15 protein-coding genes and 1 pseudogene are annotated in these 15,236 nt (G+C 53.4%); 5 read left to right on the forward strand and 11 right to left on the reverse strand.

The window, feature by feature from the left end:
• Window positions 1-328: 328 nt before the first annotated feature.
• Window positions 329-550, forward strand: coding sequence for a hypothetical protein (locus B2R48_RS17490; RefSeq protein WP_297003075.1), 222 nt, complete (start codon window positions 329-331; stop codon window positions 548-550).
• A 156-nt stretch (window positions 551-706) separates the two neighbouring features.
• Here B2R48_RS17490 and B2R48_RS17495 read toward each other — a convergent pair whose 3' ends face one another.
• The 7 genes from B2R48_RS17495 to B2R48_RS17525 all read right to left on the reverse strand — a co-directional run bounded on the left by B2R48_RS17495 (window position 707) and on the right by B2R48_RS17525 (window position 9,688).
• Window positions 707-1,885: an MFS transporter gene (locus tag B2R48_RS17495; RefSeq protein ID WP_297003077.1), complete on the reverse strand. Its 1,179-nt coding sequence runs from the start codon at window positions 1,883-1,885 to the stop codon at window positions 707-709.
• A gap of 50 nt (window positions 1,886-1,935) precedes the next feature.
• The gene (locus B2R48_RS17500; protein ID WP_297003078.1) at window positions 1,936-2,967 is read right to left on the reverse strand and encodes a GlxA family transcriptional regulator; all 1,032 of its coding nucleotides are present in this window, start codon (window positions 2,965-2,967) and stop codon (window positions 1,936-1,938) included.
• Between the two features lie 135 nt (window positions 2,968-3,102).
• Entirely contained in the window at window positions 3,103-4,791 is a 1,689-nt protein-coding gene (locus tag B2R48_RS17505; protein WP_297003079.1) for a hypothetical protein, read from the reverse strand.
• 256 nt (window positions 4,792-5,047) lie between these two features.
• Window positions 5,048-5,638 (reverse strand): PqiC family protein, encoded by a 591-nt coding sequence (locus B2R48_RS17510; RefSeq protein ID WP_297003080.1) that lies wholly within the window; start codon window positions 5,636-5,638, stop codon window positions 5,048-5,050.
• Window positions 5,638-7,317 carry an intermembrane transport protein PqiB gene (locus B2R48_RS17515; RefSeq protein WP_297003081.1) on the reverse strand — a complete coding sequence of 560 codons (1,680 nt, stop codon included), beginning with the start codon at window positions 7,315-7,317 and terminating at the stop codon, window positions 5,638-5,640. The genes B2R48_RS17510 and B2R48_RS17515 overlap by 1 nt, the downstream gene beginning before the upstream one ends.
• The gene (locus B2R48_RS17520) at window positions 7,314-8,639 is read right to left on the reverse strand and encodes a paraquat-inducible protein A (protein ID WP_062955159.1); all 1,326 of its coding nucleotides are present in this window, start codon (window positions 8,637-8,639) and stop codon (window positions 7,314-7,316) included. Before B2R48_RS17520 ends, B2R48_RS17515 begins: the two co-directional genes overlap by 4 nt.
• Before the next feature lie 149 nt (window positions 8,640-8,788).
• On the reverse strand, window positions 8,789-9,688 hold the full coding sequence (locus B2R48_RS17525; protein WP_297003082.1) for a LysR family transcriptional regulator ArgP: 900 nt from the start codon (window positions 9,686-9,688) through the stop codon (window positions 8,789-8,791).
• Between the two features lie 101 nt (window positions 9,689-9,789).
• Between B2R48_RS17525 and B2R48_RS17530 the strand changes: the two genes are divergently transcribed.
• Complete coding sequence (locus B2R48_RS17530) at window positions 9,790-10,416, forward strand: LysE/ArgO family amino acid transporter (RefSeq protein ID WP_297003083.1); 627 nt, start codon at window positions 9,790-9,792, stop codon at window positions 10,414-10,416.
• A gap of 23 nt (window positions 10,417-10,439) precedes the next feature.
• Here B2R48_RS17530 and B2R48_RS17535 read toward each other — a convergent pair whose 3' ends face one another.
• Both B2R48_RS17535 and B2R48_RS17540 read right to left on the reverse strand, forming a co-directional pair.
• Window positions 10,440-11,018: a thymidine kinase gene (locus B2R48_RS17535; protein ID WP_062955162.1), complete on the reverse strand. Its 579-nt coding sequence runs from the start codon at window positions 11,016-11,018 to the stop codon at window positions 10,440-10,442.
• A 70-nt stretch (window positions 11,019-11,088) separates the two neighbouring features.
• A complete protein-coding gene (locus B2R48_RS17540) occupies window positions 11,089-12,000 on the reverse strand; it encodes a LysR family transcriptional regulator (protein ID WP_297003084.1) in 912 nt (303 codons plus the stop codon).
• A 107-nt stretch (window positions 12,001-12,107) separates the two neighbouring features.
• Between B2R48_RS17540 and B2R48_RS17545 the strand changes: the two genes are divergently transcribed.
• From B2R48_RS17545 to B2R48_RS17555, 3 genes are all read left to right on the forward strand, one after another.
• Window positions 12,108-12,788, forward strand: coding sequence for a type 1 glutamine amidotransferase domain-containing protein (locus B2R48_RS17545; protein ID WP_297003085.1), 681 nt, complete (start codon window positions 12,108-12,110; stop codon window positions 12,786-12,788).
• A 70-nt stretch (window positions 12,789-12,858) separates the two neighbouring features.
• A complete protein-coding gene (locus tag B2R48_RS17550) occupies window positions 12,859-13,059 on the forward strand; it encodes a heavy-metal-associated domain-containing protein (RefSeq protein WP_297003086.1) in 201 nt (66 codons plus the stop codon).
• Window positions 13,060-13,304: 245 nt separating this feature from the next.
• On the forward strand, window positions 13,305-13,745 hold the full coding sequence (locus B2R48_RS17555) for an NADPH-dependent FMN reductase (RefSeq protein ID WP_297003087.1): 441 nt from the start codon (window positions 13,305-13,307) through the stop codon (window positions 13,743-13,745).
• A gap of 119 nt (window positions 13,746-13,864) precedes the next feature.
• Here the strand turns inward: B2R48_RS17555 and B2R48_RS17560 are convergent, their stop codons facing one another.
• Both B2R48_RS17560 and gatB read right to left on the reverse strand, forming a co-directional pair.
• Complete coding sequence (locus tag B2R48_RS17560) at window positions 13,865-14,428, reverse strand: hypothetical protein (RefSeq protein ID WP_062955167.1); 564 nt, start codon at window positions 14,426-14,428, stop codon at window positions 13,865-13,867.
• Window positions 14,429-14,581: 153 nt separating this feature from the next.
• A pseudogene (gene gatB / locus B2R48_RS17565) lies at window positions 14,582-15,236 on the reverse strand (Asp-tRNA(Asn)/Glu-tRNA(Gln) amidotransferase GatCAB subunit B); the annotation flags it as partial.

Raw genomic sequence — 15,236 nt, forward strand, 5'->3', positions numbered from 1 at the left:
TACTCCCTTAGCAGGGGAGCGCCTTCAGCCACTCGGCCACTTGCCCTCTATGTCCTTGGTGTTCCGTGCGGAACGACGCCTTTCTTAAACATCGCCATGGCCCGTGTCAATGCCCGAAACCGGCGTTAAGGACGTTTTCTTTTTAACAGTCCTGCCAAATAAAACCAGCAGCTTTTTGCCTGCTTTGCTCATCACGTTTCACGGTTGATGGCAAAAAGAGTCTTCAAACCATCACACAGCTGTAATCAACTGGAAAAAAACAGATGTCATAAAGCCATGGTCGATTGGTTTTTCACCGTCATGTGACGTAAATGCTGGTTGGAGAAAGATGCGTACGATCTATCAAAGCACCGACGATTTCGGTCACACCCTTCGCGCCCTGAAAATGACCAAGGAAGGTCACAACGATCCGGTTTACATGGGGCTTGTCATTCAGGACCGCGAAGTTCTGTTCCGCACCCGTGAAAACAGTTCGCGCGATTTCGTTTTGCAGAAGATCAAGGATTTTGTCGCTGGTAACGCGGCAACACTGGTACCCCAACCGGCCTGATGGCCGGTTTTTTTATTGCCAAAACACCCCCTTGCCTTCCCGGAGCCCCGTATCCGCAGGAAAGCAACGTGACGATTTCAGTCGCGCCGGGGCGACACTCCCCGTTCGCCCTGCAACTTCACCGCCGGTCACTCCGACCGGCGGTTTCTTTTGCTATCAGGCCTGCGAAGTTGCTTGCCTTGCGACATATCCCCGCCACATCAAAAGCAACGCAACGGTCAGCACCGGAAGAACCCCGTAGTTCACCGGAACCCACCCTGCGCCAGCGATCAATGCACCACTCGCAATCGACCCCAATGTTGCTGTGACGCTGTTGCCAAGCTCCATAAGACTTTGCGCGTGCCCCTGTTCAGAGGCGTCATGCCCCTCGCCCAACAATGTTGTTCCGGCCAGCAACATCATATTCCAGCCCAACCCAAGCAGGAATGAACTGACCAGAAAGGCGGAAACTGAAATCCCCGACACCGCAACCGTGACGCTTGCCGCCAGAACCAGGGTACCAACGGATGCCACCCGGCGCGGACCAATCCGGTCAATCATTGGCCCGGCAACAAAGGCAGGCAAAAACATGCCGATCAGGTGCCAGCGGATAACATTGGCCGAAACATCCACGTCATAGCCGCAATATTTCATCGCAAGCGGTGTCGCCGTCATGACCAGAACCATAATGCCCTGCCCGGCGGCACTGATGGCAATCGCCCCGCGGATCACGGGTCGACGCAGCAGTTGCGCCATCACCGCCCGGCTCGACCCGGTGCGTTCGGGAATGCCACCATCGGGCAACATCGTCATAAGGATCGCGCCAATCGCCGCCAAACCGGCCAGTGCCACATAGGCCCCAGAAAATGGAACCGGCAGCATATCGCGACTGCCAGCGGCGACTTCCGGGGCCACCAGTGCCGCCAGCACACCCCCGCCAACCACGAGTGCCGCTGCACGCCCCTTCTGCCCGGAACCGACGGTTTCCAGTGCAGCGTAACGGTAATACATGGCGGATGCCTGATAGGTGCCAATCAGTGCTGGTGCGAGCGCGACGATCCAGAACGCCCCAATATAGATCCCGTAGGCAACCAGCAGGCCACCAACAACACCAAACACACCCCCAACAGAAAGCCCGACGCGCCGCCCATGCCGTTGCATCAGCATGGCAAGCGGATGCACGGAAACCAGATTACCGATCATGAGAACGCCGAGCGGCAAGGTTGCCAGCGCAGGCACCGGTGCAAGCGAGACACCGACAATCGATGTCAACGTGATCCCGATCAACGAACAGGACCAATAAAGCGCCTGAGCGATAAAAAGCAGACGCAGTGAACCATTGGCTAGCAACAACATGTTCCCAACTCCCAAAAAGATAGACTGTTATGAAGACCGTCAGGCCACGGTCAGATGGCAGCCGCTAATGACTTGCGGGCAAAGCGTTCCGCGTATTCCTGCGGACTGACAGAAAGATGGCGCTGAAATGCCCGACGTAACGTTTCCGGATGCCGAAAACCACAAAGCTTTGCGACCTGCCCAATCGTAATGGCTTCATCCTGGAGCAATGCGCGGGCGGCTTCGACGCGTACGCGTTCGACATAGCGGGCCGGGCTCATTCCCAGATCACGGGTAAAAACACGTGAAAAAGTCCGTGGGGTCATTCCGGCACGTTCGGCCATCGTTTCAAGCGACAAATCATTGGCAATATTGCCCGGCAACCATTCAAGCAGGCCGGCCAGTCGGGCGGTTGTGCCAGCTTCCGGGATCAGATAGGCACTGAACTGCGCCTGCCCGCCCGGCCGTTTGAGGAACATCACAAGCCGACGCGCCACAGCCAAGGCAAGGCTCCTGCCAAAATCGGCCTCAACAATTGCCAGCGCCAGATCAATGCCTGCGGTTACACCGGCCGATGTAAAGACATGCGGATCACCATCCAGTCCAGCCGGGTCATAGCTGTGCAGCCGATCTCCCATCATCTGAATGGCCGGGTATTCGCGCGCCATCTGGTCACATCGCGACCAATGGGTGGTTGCCATTTTGCCATCAAGCACACCAGCCTCTGCCAAAACAAGTGCGCCTGAACAAATAGAGCCCAGTCGCGGCACGGACATACTGGCATTGCGCACCCATTCGATAATGGCCGCGTTGTCGCGCAAAGACCAAACACCGGCACCACCAGGCACGAACAAGGTATCAATCGTGCTCAGGTCAAGATCACGCCACCCGATATCAGAATGTATTCGCACGCCGCAGGATGTCCGAATGGGACCGCTTGTTTCGGCAACAACAACGTTTTCGTATCCCTGAGGTCGCCCCAGACCAACCAGCTCGTCATTGGCCGACCCAAACACCTGCAAAGGTCCAATGACGTCCAGACTCATGACATCGTCAAAGGCAAAGCTGGCGATAGTTCTGATGGTGTTGGTTGGGTTAGACATCGCGGTATCTCCTTCTCACGGATACAGGATGCCGGATTTGGAAATTGGCAACAATGACAAACACCCCACGAATTTTGCCAAATGGCTCTCGCGGGGTGTTCAAATCATTTGTCGTCAAAGAAGCAGGTGTTTGGTTCAGAACCCGCTTCGTTGCAACAGCGCATAGAAGTCACGGATCGTGCCTTCCTTGGTTGTCATATCCTTGATGTCATCGACCAGCTTGTCGGTGAAGTTGGGCTGTTTGAGGTACCCCACAACCCTTTTTCGGGCCATGGCCGCAGACTTGCCTTCAATCAGGACACCGCTGGAACAGAACTGGACCAGCATATAGGCGCGTTTGCGCAGATGGAGCGAAGGATTATCGATCCGTTCAATCACCTTTTCACGCACAAGGTAATCGGCAAGACCATCATCAAGCTTGGTTGCAATCTCAGTCTTGATGTCATCCGGGACACTTGAAGCCGCAAGCAAGTCGTTCATGTGCGTAACGGTCGCCATCTTGTCACGCGGTTTGGATTCGGGGGAACAGAATGCCCGAAGGGCGCGCATATCCTTCACAGAATCGCGCATCATGTCATAAAGCTCGTCGGCATAGTCTTCGACGATTCCGCTATTGGCAACGGCGATAAGCCAGGTCAATTTTCGGAAGTTCGGAATAAGGCGTCCGTTAATCTCTGCAACGCCGTCAATCAAGGCCCGAGGGCCACCGACATTGCGCAAACGCGCGCCGCGTTCGGCAATCGCCTCGACCATTGGGGTGCCATAAATGACCCCCTGCTCGGTAATCAGTCGATCAAGAATACCCTCAAGCGGATCAGGGTCGCTTTCATGACGTTGCAGGCTGTTTGCACTTTTCAGTTCCCGCACGATGTAATCAAACATCGCTTCCTGACTGTTCGCCAGAAGGCCCGAACCAAATAGCGGGTTGAGGAGTTCAAGGATATCGTCGGCAGCGCCGCGATTACCCTTTGCCCGACCAAGCGCCAGGTCGATGTGAAGGGTGACGGCTTCGCCGAAGCTGCGCGAGCTGCCAAGCAGCTCTTTCAATGCGACAGGAGAGCCGAGAATATCGGCAATCACGTCGTCGATCATTTTGCGCGCGGCTTCATCTTTTTCGTCGCCCTTGACCTTGAGCGCCAGATCAAGTTTGCCAACCCAGTTTCGGGTTGATGACAGCACGCGCGTCAACGCAACCATGGTCAGGAAGTCGGTATCTTCGGCCAGATTGAGGCGACGGATTTCGTCACGAACTTCTGTGATGGTGGCGTCTTCAAATGCCGGGAGGTCGACTTTTTCCACTTCGCGGGCGCGCGCAGAAAGCTGCTCGATCGCGCCATGAAGGTTATTCATCGCCTCGATATGGTCACCTTCGGTCGCCTTGGCGTGCAACCCTGCAACCTTGTCAACCGCAGTCGGCATCAAGGTGTCATGGAACATCAGCTTGCGCAGGTTCTGGTAATTATACATTACCTCGCAAGGTGTCAGGATTTCCTGTTCGAAATACTTGCGCAGCAACCGGTTGATGGTCGCGCGGCTTTCCTTCTGCAAAAGGTCGTTATCGGTTTCGCATAGCGGCGCTTCCTCAATGGATGAAACGCGAACGTCATCATCCTGATCCTCGCCAGCACCTTCTTTTTCGAGAAGTACCTTTTCGATATGACGACCGTCGCCGCGTTCCCAGTTACGGATAACGCGCACGGCAGAGATCTTGGTTTTCACAAGCTTTTCAGCTTCTGCAACCGCTTCCTTTTCGACATCAAATGTCGAATGGATTATCCAGCGATCCCCACGCTGGACCATAACTTCAAATGTCGTATCCGACATAACGCGCTCTGGCTCCCTAACTTCCTGTTTGGGCGGCATTACTCTGCCGTTCAACTAGTCAGGCGCGTGTCCCACTTTTTTATATTTATTCTTCTTTATAAAGCCAATCGGGGTATTAAAACAATAGTTGGATGCGATGACTCCATATACTTTCGGTTATTTCTTTAGTTTTTCCTCAATTTTCTTTGTTTTTGCGACTGCATTGCAAACACAATTCAACCGCGCATGGTTGTGATCAATCTCCTTCCGATCGTGATCACGGAATCCGCGTCGCAATTTCCCTGGTCAAATCTGCAAGCAAACTACTCATCGCGATCACAGTGCCCTCTATTGTCGCATCATTGGGCGTACTTACCTTGTTGTATTTGGCTGCTGCGACGATCTCGCCGCTTTGGAAATGAACGAGTTTCCAGCGTGCCGTCAGAATGACATTCCCGTCCGCCTGCCGCTCAAACTGGTCGATATCAACAACAATCTGCCAATCGACTTGATCCCGCGACGTCCAGGGAAACACCTCAAGCCGGGACGCAACACCACTTCGGTCCAGATTGTCCATCACGACACGGTTGATGTTCTCGCCAAGCGGCTCTGCCCAACGATATCCGGAATTGACTTCGGGACGGTTGGCCGCACTCCGGGTAACGATGGTGGACCGGTCCAGATAACTCGGAATGGTCACCGGCCCGACACCGATTACAGATGAACTCCCTGACTCTGAGACCGGCTGCGCCATTGGCGACAGCAGATAATATTGATCCGGAACTGAAGGCGAAGCGCACGCCACCAGGACTGGTGCGACCAGCAGCATCACGCATCTGCTGATCATCATTTTAATTGAGTGTCGCATTATTCGTCCTCCTCCGGCCCGCTTCTGCCAAGGATCAGGGCGCTCGGGTTCTGTTCCAGGAAATCGGTAAGCTCACGCAGCGAACGTGCAGTCGCCCCAAGCTCTTTCAGGGCCTGTTCAAGATTGTAGCGCACAGGTGATGTTGGTGCGGTGACATCCCGTACACCGCCAAGGGCCTCGCGCGCGGCATCCAAAGCCGTCTGTGTAGCGGGCAGCACGCTGGCATCCAGATTGGTGACAAGGGTACTGATCCCTGCTGCTGCTTGTTGCAGGCTGACCATCCCGTTATTAAGCGCTGGCGACGTCACAATGTTTTCCATGCCCTCGACCGTACCGAGCAAACGAATGCCGATTTCTTCAAGCGGGAAGGTTTCCACTTTTTCAAGAAGGCTGGTAAGCGAATTCGCGATTTCATCAAGCTTCTGCGGCAGGGTTGGCAGCTCGGGCAATTCCCCCTGCTGATCACCAAGGTAGCGGGCGGGCGAAACCGGCTGCATCGAAAGATCAACAAACAATTGCCCGGTGATGAAGCTTCCTGTCTTCAGGCGCGCGCGCATCCCATTGTCGACAAGCGTTTCAATGGTTTCCTGCGGGTCGACATCCCCCAAACGCCCCCCGACGATACCGACGCGCTCGGGTTCAAGTGTTACTTCAACAGGAATCCGGAAAGATCTTTGATCTACAACATATTCCAGATCGACATTCTCGACGGTGCCGACACGAATGCCATTGAACTCCACCGGTGCACCGCGCGATAGCCCGCGGACCGAAGAGTCGAAATAAAGCTTGTATCGCTGGCTGTATCCTTCGGCCAGTAACTCAGCCTTTTCAAGGCTTTCATGCAGGCGAAATACTGTATCGGCCGCCGCCATTTCCGCGTTTTCATGGCCGGGAGGCGTGTAGAAATTGATGCCGCCCGCCAATACAGAGCGAACTGACTGCGCCCGGACCGAAAACCCTTCGGCATTCAGATCAAGCGCAATCCCGCTTGAATCCCAAAACCTTGTTTCGCGCTTTACAAGCGCGTCGAATGGCTTGTGCACAAAGACCGGTATCGACACCCCATCGGCGTTGGCATCAAGCTCTGCATCCAGAACCTCACCAACCTCAACCCCGCGCAGCAGGACCGGTGTTCCGTCCCCCAAAGAACCGAGTTCTTCGGCCCTCAGAACAAATCGGGTACCGTCTTCCTCGTTCGGAACAAATTGTGGCTCTTCCTCGCCGACAAAGCTCCGGGCCTTGTTGCCGGTTTTGTCCGGGACGACTTCGACATAGGCCCCCGACACAATGGTTTCGAGACCGGTAATGCCCCGCGCACTCACCCGGGGTCGCACCACCCAGAACCGTGTCTTGTCAGTAAGATAGTCCTTGAAATCCGCATTGATGCGCACGGTCAGGACAACATGTTCCAAATCATCCGCGAGATTAATCGCCGTCACCTGACCGACATCGACATCGCGATAACGGATGGCGGTTTTGCCAGCTGAAAGGCCCTCGGCGGATTCAAAGGTAATGGTAATTTCCGGGCCCTTCGATACGATATCACGCCATAACAGCCAGCCACCGATAATCAAGGCCACCAAGGGCACCAGCCAGATTAAAGAAAAGCGGCCCCAGCCTTTCCTGATGTCGGGCGTTTCGGGCGTTTGATCCGATCCGGCACTCTTCACGTCACTCATGACGGAACCCCCTGTTTATCGATATGGCTTTGGTCATCATTCCCCGAACTGTCCTGCTTTGTTTTGGCTTTTTTCATTCCGGCGCGATCCCAGATCAGACGTGGATCAAATGCCATCGCTGAAAGCATGGTCAGAATAACGACCCCACAAAATGCGACGGCCCCAAAACCGGGCTGGACCGATGCGATGTTACCAAGTTTGACCAGTGCTGCCAGGATAGACACCATAAAGACATCCACCATCGACCAGCGACCGACCAACTCTGTGACGCGATAAATCAGTGTGCGCTGCTTTAGGGGACCCGACAACCCCATTGCCGTCGCGAAATAGATCCAGCCCAACAGAACAATCTTGATGATGGGCACCAGAATACTTGCGGTAAAGACGACGATGGCAATCGGCCACTCACCGGCCCGGACCAAGGCGCTCACCCCCGACAGAATTGTATCCGCCCCGGTTCGGCCAAGATAGGTCACCGTCATGATCGGAAAGACATTGGCTGGAACATACAAGATCATCGCAGCCACCAGAAGAGCCCAGGCCCGCGAAAGACTTCGTGGTTTGCGGTGGTGGACCATGTCGCCACAGCGCGGGCAACGAAGATGTTCTTTGCCATCACTAACCACGACCATCGCACATGTATGACAGGTCAACAGCGTTTTCTGGCCACGATCAGCGCTGGCTTCCCGACACATATCGGCTGACACCGGATAAGACAGACTTTTCGGCGCCAATCGGCGCCAGACATAGCGCGGATCCAGCGTCACATTCATCAAAAGCACTGTCGGAATCAGAACACAGATGGCAAAAAATGCCGGACCAGCAATGACTTCGGCGTAGTCAGTCAATTTGGTCAGCGCCACAAGCAAGCCGATCAGGAAAACATCAAGCATCGACCATGGCCGGATCAACGCAAGAATACGCCAGACCTTCTGCATGCCAGGCCAAGCTTGGTTCAGAAAAATTGGCAGCAAAACATAGATATGCGCGACAATCAGCAACAGCGGCGCCAGCATGGACGTAACCGCAACCATTATCGCCAGAAACGGAAATCCTTCACGCCAGAACGTCAGGACACCACTGCCAAGGGTGTTTGTTTCAACCCGACCTTCCATCGCAAATGTCAAAATCGGATAGCTATTGGCGATGACGAATAGCAAGAAGGCGGTAACCGCAAGGGCCAGCGGTTTATCAAAGCGCGCCAATGCCGAGCTATAGAGCGGCGACCCACACCGAACGCAATATGCGACACTGCCTGTCGGGATATCCTTCTCGACATGGAGATAGTCGCAATGCTCACAGGCGATCAGTCGATCTGGCATTGTTTTCCTGTTTTTACAATCCGTTATCCGCACTGGTTCGCAAATCAAAGTAAGCGACACTTTTGCCAACAAGTCAAATCACGCCACTATCTGGGAATGAATGCCATCGGCCAGTCAGGCAAAATTTGTTCAGGAATGTGTGGTGCGGTTTAGGTTCGTATTTCAGGCAGATGACGACGCGCCTCTGACAGAACGATTTCATTGACCTGGTTAAGCAACCGGCTGTTGATGGTTTTGTGGTGCCAGTAAAGAGGACGATCAATTTCGAACGGGCACGGGCGGATTAGCTTTCCGGTGCGCAATCCTTCTTCAGCCTGATGCTGCTCTACTACGGCATAGGCAACACCCTGTTCGGCAAGTGTCACAAACCCTTGGGAACTTGGCACCGTGTGGGCAGGAAATTCTCCGGGATTGAGTCCGAAATACTGGTGAAGGAACTGGTTTTGCAGTTCGTCATGTTCCGAGAAGTTCACGGCCGGACACGCCTTCAACGCATCCGCCGTGACACCATTCTTGAAATAGCGGTCGTTAAATGTAGGCGAAACCACCATGACGTAGCGCATGCGCCCCAAGGCACGCACACGGCACCCTTGAATGGGTGTGTCACGCAGGCTCACCGCCCCCAAAACGTTGCCGTCCTGCAGCGACTGATGGTTAAGCGATTCATCATCAACCACCAGATGCACCAGCAAACCAAGCTTCTCAAAAAGAACCTTCGGAACATCGACAAACCAGGTTGCCAAGCTATCGGCATTGACCGCAAGGGTCACCTGCCCATACCCGCTGTCTGCCTGCAAGTCTGGAAGTTCATCGCCAAGATCCTGCTCAAGCAACCGAACACTTTGAAAATGCGCAAGCAACCGTTGCCCGGCAACCGTTGGCGCAATCGGCTTGGAACGCACGATAAGAGGTTGCCCAAAGCGTTCTTCAAGCAGTTTCACCCGCTGGGATATCGCCGACTGAGTCAATCCCAAGGCGCGTGCAGCCTTTTCAAAACTGCCAAAATGAATGACCTCGGCACAGGCCTGAACAAGTTTGTAATCCAGCATGATCAATCATCAATTTTTCTAATACTATATAAGTATAATTCCATTTTCTTATTAATGAAAGCTGGTATCAACGACGTGCAACCACACAGGAACATCAAAGAATGCTGTTAACGTATGTCACCGGATTTGGTCTTGGCGGCGGACTGATCATAGCGATTGGCGCGCAGAATGCCTTTGTTCTTGGTCAGGGACTTCGGCGCAACCACCCGGTGATGGTCGCCTTCGTTTGTGCATTATGTGATGCGGTCCTGATCGCTGCAGGTGTTGCGGGACTTGGAACTCTGATTGCGGCATACCCGTTGCTCACGACGGTGGCGGCATGGGGCGGCGGGGCTTTCCTGATCTGGTATGGATTTGGGGCGTTTCGGCGCTTGTTTGAAACTGAAACACTGTCGGAAAAGGCAATAACAAAAACCGGGTGGCAAGCGGTTCTGAGCACCACCTTGGCCGTGACACTTTTGAACCCACATGTTTATCTTGATACGGTCGTTATGCTGGGTGGTATTGGTGGGCAATATCCGCCGGATGCAAGGATTGGCTTTGCATTGGGTGCGATGAGTGCCAGTTTTGTCTGGTTCTTTGCCATCGCACTGGGGGCGGCGTGGCTTGCACCTTATGTCGCCCGACCAATCACCTGGAAGATCATCGATGGACTGACCTGCGGCGTCATGTGGCTTGTGGCATATAGCCTTCTTGCCCCGGAAATCCGCATTCTCCTTACGAGCTAGAAAAATGTTGCCGGGCGCGCTCCCTACTCGCTCATTGCTTCCTTGAAGTGGCGGCGGCATACGGGAACATAGCGGTCATTCCCCCCAATTTCGACTTGTGCGCCTTCGCGGATCGGGTTTCCGTTTTCATCAACGCGCAGGACCATGCCGGCCTTGCGCCCGCAATGACAGATGGTTTTCAGCTCATTAAGCTTGTCCGCCCACGCCAACAGCCATTTGGAGCCTTCGAAAAGTTGCCCCTGAAAATCGGTCCGGATGCCATAGCACAGCACCGGAATGCCATGGATATCTGCAATATCGGAAAGCTGCCAGACCTGTTCTTTTGACAGGAACTGTGCCTCGTCAATAAGCACACAATCGACCTTGCCCTTTTCGACCTGCTCAAGGATCAGGCCTGCCATATCGGTCTTGGCATCAAACAGCAGTGCCGGGGCTTCAAGACCGATACGCGATGCAATCTTGCCTTTCCCGAAACGGTCATCAAACGACACTGTCATCAGCAGCGTTTCCATGCCACGTTCACGGTAATTGAAGCTCGCCTGAAGCAACGTGGTCGATTTGCCCGCATTCATGGACGAGTAATAGAAAAACAGATTGGCCATGGATCCCCCCGAAAGTCGTCAAAGGGACATAGCCGATCATTCGCGATTGATCAATACAGCGAAAAGACTGTCACGCACCATTGCGCGAAATATCAATATCACGCATTTCGTGACGCATGAATTCCAGCAACGACTGGATCTTGGCGCTCCGCGTCACACCGGCCGCAAAAACGGCATAGATTTCCAGATCAGGCAGGCTGCAGTCCGGCAGAACCCACACCAGTTTCCTGTCATCTATCTCATCCTGCACATCACAAAGCGGCACGACGGAAAGACCATGCCCCCCGCGCATGAATTGCAGACGTGCGGTCGCGTTATCGACCCGGACATTTCCATTAACCCGGACTTTCTGTTCTATGCCTTTGCATTTCATCGTCAGGGTTTCGGGCACGCGACTATACATCACCCAATCGTGGTCAGCCAATTCATCGATTGTTTCAGGGGCACCTGCCCGTTCAAGGTAGTTCGGGCTCGCGCAGATGATGCGACGGGTTTGATAAAGTTTGAAGCTCTTGAGGTCCGAACTTTTAAGCGGCCCGGACCGGATGCCAATATCAATACCCTTTCCGATCAGATCAACCACCTCATCGCTTAAATGCACATCAAGTGCGACCCCCGGGTATGCCTGCCGGAAACGATCCAGGATCGGGACAATACGCAAATTTCCCAGATGGACCGAGGATGTAATCGAGATTTTCCCGACCGGGTCATCGCGCAATTCCTCTACCCGTTTTCGGGCCGCTTCGGCCTCTAGCGTGATGGTGCGACAGCTGTCGTAATATCGCGCGCCCGCGTCGGTCAGGCTGAAGGTACGCGTGCTTCGGCGTAACAACGGCGCCCCAAGCTTGGCTTCGAGCTGGCGGATTTGATGGGATATGGCCGCACGGCTCAACCCCATCTTGCGTGCCGCGGCAGAGAACCCGCCTTCTTCAACCACACGCGCAAACATCATCATTGCTCTGACTTCATCAAGTGCTGACATTTTTATACGCTCAAAAATTTTGACAATCTGTACAATTATTTACTCTTACGCAAATTTACTCAGCCAGTTACCATCAAGGCAAATGAAATCAACGCACGGAGGACCTGATGCGTATTCTGATGATTGTTACCTCGCACAACAAAATGGGTGATACCGGACACAAGACAGGTATCTGGCTTGAAGAGTTTGCCGCTCCCTACTATCGATTCCTTGACGCTGGCGCGGAGGTAACTCTTGCCTCTCCCAAGGGTGGAAAGCCGCCGCTTGATCCGAACAGTGAGGTACCGGATGCCCTGACTGATGCGACCAAACGTTTCGAAAACGATGCAGACGCCCAGGCGGCATTCGCCAACACCGTCACGCTTGACGGGCTCAAGGCCGATGATTTTGATGCGCTGTTCTATCCTGGTGGCCATGGCCCGCTTTGGGATCTTGCAAATGATGCAAAATCAATCGCCCTGATCGAAGCGTTCACCGCACAGGACAAACCTGTTGCTGCGGTCTGCCACGGGCCGGCTGCTTTGGTTGGTGCCAAGGGCACAGACGGAAAACCATTGGTGTCGGGCAAGAAAGTCACAAGCTTCACCAATGACGAAGAAAAAGCTGTCGGACTTGAAACCGTCGTCCCGATCTCGATCGAAGACGAGTTCAAAAAACACGGCGCAACATTTGAACGCGGCGACAACTGGGCATCCTACGCGGTTGTTGATGGTAAATTGGTCACCGGGCAAAACCCGGCATCCAGTGAAGAAACAGCCGACGCGGTTTTGAAATTGCTTTCAGCATAAAACGCTTGACCTTCCATCTACTGGAACCTCGATAATGCCTTCATAGACACCCGATTTATGGAGAGTTTCGATGGTAAAACTGAAGGTGGAAAAGATGAGCTGCGGTCACTGCGCAAGTGCGGTGAGCAAAGCGGCTACCAAGGTCAACGGCGTTGAAAGTGCCGAGGTTGATCTGGCAAATGGCGAAGTCGCTGTTGCTGGCAATCCCGATGTAAACGCCCTGATCGCGGCCATCACCGACGCCGGTTATCCGGCTTCTGAAGCCCGCTAGATCAGAACCCCCGTTCGCGTATCCCCACCCGAACGTCAGAGCCGCCAGTATTGAATATATACTGGCGGCTTTTCTTTACCCTGACCGCTCGTTTGTGCAACCATCACGACAAACAGAAAGCGGCACCAAAATGACTTTTCAAATCACTGCCCTGTGCGGAAGCCTTCGCCAAGCCTCAATTAACAGAACCCTCCTGAACGCGGCCCGGCAGGTCGCAAGCCCCCATAACGCAACAATTCATCTGTTTGACCGCTTGGGCCATCTTCCGATCTTCATTCAATCCGGACAAAGAAGATACCGATGACGGTGATGTTGCAGCGTTTCGCGCAGCACTTCGTCGCACGGATGCAGTCCTGATCGCCAGTCCCGAATATGCGCATGGTGTCACCGGCGTGATCAAGAATGCCCTTGATTGGGTCGTTGCCAGTGGCGAATTCATGCAAAAACCTGTTGCTTGTTTGAATGCGTCTGGCCGGGCCACAATCGCCCAGGCCGCCCTGATAGAGACCATCAGCACGATGGATGCGCGGATCGTTACCGACGCGTGCATAACGATTCCACTGAACGGCAAGAACTTTGACGTTGACGATGTCGTGCAGGATACGTCCAGCCGGGCTTTGCTGGATAGGGCCCTTGCGAACCTAACGGCTGCAATTCCAACCGACGATATATCCAAGGTCATTTAGTCATACAAAAAAAGCCGCCCAAACGGGCGGCTTTTTCTTTGGTCTGATGATTACGGTCAGCCGAGGATTTTGTCACACAGAAGCTTGTAGACCTGGCCAACGAACTACCCAATGCACCTTCATTTGATTTCTGGAGAACCTAGCTTTTGACGTCTAGCCTCGTAGATGGATTTGTCCATAACCATAATCATGTCGTTTTCGACCTGCTCGCTATAGTTTTGTACAAAAAACAATGGGAGCTTGTTAACGCCGATATACCCTACTTGTGCTCCCTTGTACGTACCTTCAAACATATTAGCGCCGATCATTTCCAGTAGTTGGGCGCGATCATAGAGTTTCTGTGGGAAGGCAGTTGTGCAAAAAGTGGCATTTTCGACAACTGAAAAAACGGCAACAAACTTCTCGTCATCGAGAAAGGCATAGTTTTTTGTTTGATAAATGTTACCGTTAATATTGATACTGCGAGTTTGATCCGGTTGATACGTGCCTCCGAGGCTTCTTGCCGCCGCGCCGACAGCCTCAATATCACCCATGTTTTCGACGCAAGTATCAAGAACTATGCTAACAATTTTTCCCAAATCTTCTGCTGCATAGGTGGACGGTACTTTTGTGCCAGCAGAATTGCTTGTCGTCTGACATGCGCCAAGAAGAGAGAGGGCAGCCGCAACAATAATCAATTTCATTTTGAACCTAAAACTCCTTTCTTTTGATAGTTGTATTCAAAATCAGCTTAGACTTGCAACGAAGCTTTTGCACCTTTCTGGTTTCAAGCAGACAATTTCCGAACGAAAAAGCCGCCCAAACGGGCGGCTTTTTCTTTGGTCTGATGATTGCGATCAGCCGAGGATTTTGTCGCGCAGAAGCTTGTTGACCATACCCGGGTTGGCCTTGCCACCGGTGGCCTTCATGACCTGACCAACAAACCAGCCAAGCATTTTTTCCTTACCACCTTTGATTTCCTCGACCTTGTCGGGGTTGGCAGCAATGACTTCATCAATCGCGGTTTCAATCGCACCGGTATCGGTGATCTGCTTGAGACCTTTTTCCTCGACAATCTTTTCCGGATCGCCGCCGGTTTCGATCATGATTTCAAAGACATCCTTGGCGATACGGCCAGAAATGGTGTCGTCAGAGATCAGATCGATCAGTTTGCCAAGGTTTTCGGCCGTTACCGGGCTATCGGCGATACCGACTTCTGCCTTGTTCAGCGCACCGAACAGGTTGGTAATCACCCAGTTCGCCGCCAGTTTGCCATCACGGCCCTTGGCAACGATTTCGTAGTAATCAGCCTTTTCCTTTTCGGCGACAAGAACACCGGCATCATATGCCGACAGACCGTTTTCACGCATGAATCGGGCCTTTTTCTCGTCCGGCAGTTCCGGCAGTTCCTTTTCGATTTCCGAAACGAACGCGTCATCAAAGACCAGCGGCAGCAGATCCGGATCCGGGAAATAGCGATAGTCATGCGCCATTTCCTTGGAACGCATCGAA

Origin of the sequence: Thalassospira sp. UBA848 (assembly GCF_002295455.1) — a bacterium.
GTDB lineage: Bacteria > Pseudomonadota > Alphaproteobacteria > Rhodospirillales > Thalassospiraceae > Thalassospira.

What these genes read in the sequence shown, in the direction of transcription:
- B2R48_RS17490 (WP_297003075.1), top strand. Translation starts at nt 329, where the DNA reads ATGCGTACGATCTATCAAAGCACCGACGATTTCGGTCACACCCTTCGC.
- B2R48_RS17495 (WP_297003077.1), bottom strand. Translation starts at nt 1,885, where the DNA reads ATGTTGTTGCTAGCCAATGGTTCACTGCGTCTGCTTTTTATCGCTCAG.
- B2R48_RS17500 (WP_297003078.1), bottom strand. Translation starts at nt 2,967, where the DNA reads ATGTCTAACCCAACCAACACCATCAGAACTATCGCCAGCTTTGCCTTT.
- B2R48_RS17505 (WP_297003079.1), bottom strand. Translation starts at nt 4,791, where the DNA reads ATGTCGGATACGACATTTGAAGTTATGGTCCAGCGTGGGGATCGCTGG.
- B2R48_RS17510 (WP_297003080.1), bottom strand. Translation starts at nt 5,638, where the DNA reads ATGCGACACTCAATTAAAATGATGATCAGCAGATGCGTGATGCTGCTG.
- B2R48_RS17515 (WP_297003081.1), bottom strand. Translation starts at nt 7,317, where the DNA reads ATGAGTGACGTGAAGAGTGCCGGATCGGATCAAACGCCCGAAACGCCC.
- B2R48_RS17520 (WP_062955159.1), bottom strand. Translation starts at nt 8,639, where the DNA reads ATGCCAGATCGACTGATCGCCTGTGAGCATTGCGACTATCTCCATGTC.
- B2R48_RS17525 (WP_297003082.1), bottom strand. Translation starts at nt 9,688, where the DNA reads ATGCTGGATTACAAACTTGTTCAGGCCTGTGCCGAGGTCATTCATTTT.
- B2R48_RS17530 (WP_297003083.1), top strand. Translation starts at nt 9,790, where the DNA reads ATGCTGTTAACGTATGTCACCGGATTTGGTCTTGGCGGCGGACTGATC.
- B2R48_RS17535 (WP_062955162.1), bottom strand. Translation starts at nt 11,018, where the DNA reads ATGGCCAATCTGTTTTTCTATTACTCGTCCATGAATGCGGGCAAATCG.
- B2R48_RS17540 (WP_297003084.1), bottom strand. Translation starts at nt 12,000, where the DNA reads ATGTCAGCACTTGATGAAGTCAGAGCAATGATGATGTTTGCGCGTGTG.
- B2R48_RS17545 (WP_297003085.1), top strand. Translation starts at nt 12,108, where the DNA reads ATGCGTATTCTGATGATTGTTACCTCGCACAACAAAATGGGTGATACC.
- B2R48_RS17550 (WP_297003086.1), top strand. Translation starts at nt 12,859, where the DNA reads ATGGTAAAACTGAAGGTGGAAAAGATGAGCTGCGGTCACTGCGCAAGT.
- B2R48_RS17560 (WP_062955167.1), bottom strand. Translation starts at nt 14,428, where the DNA reads ATGAAATTGATTATTGTTGCGGCTGCCCTCTCTCTTCTTGGCGCATGT.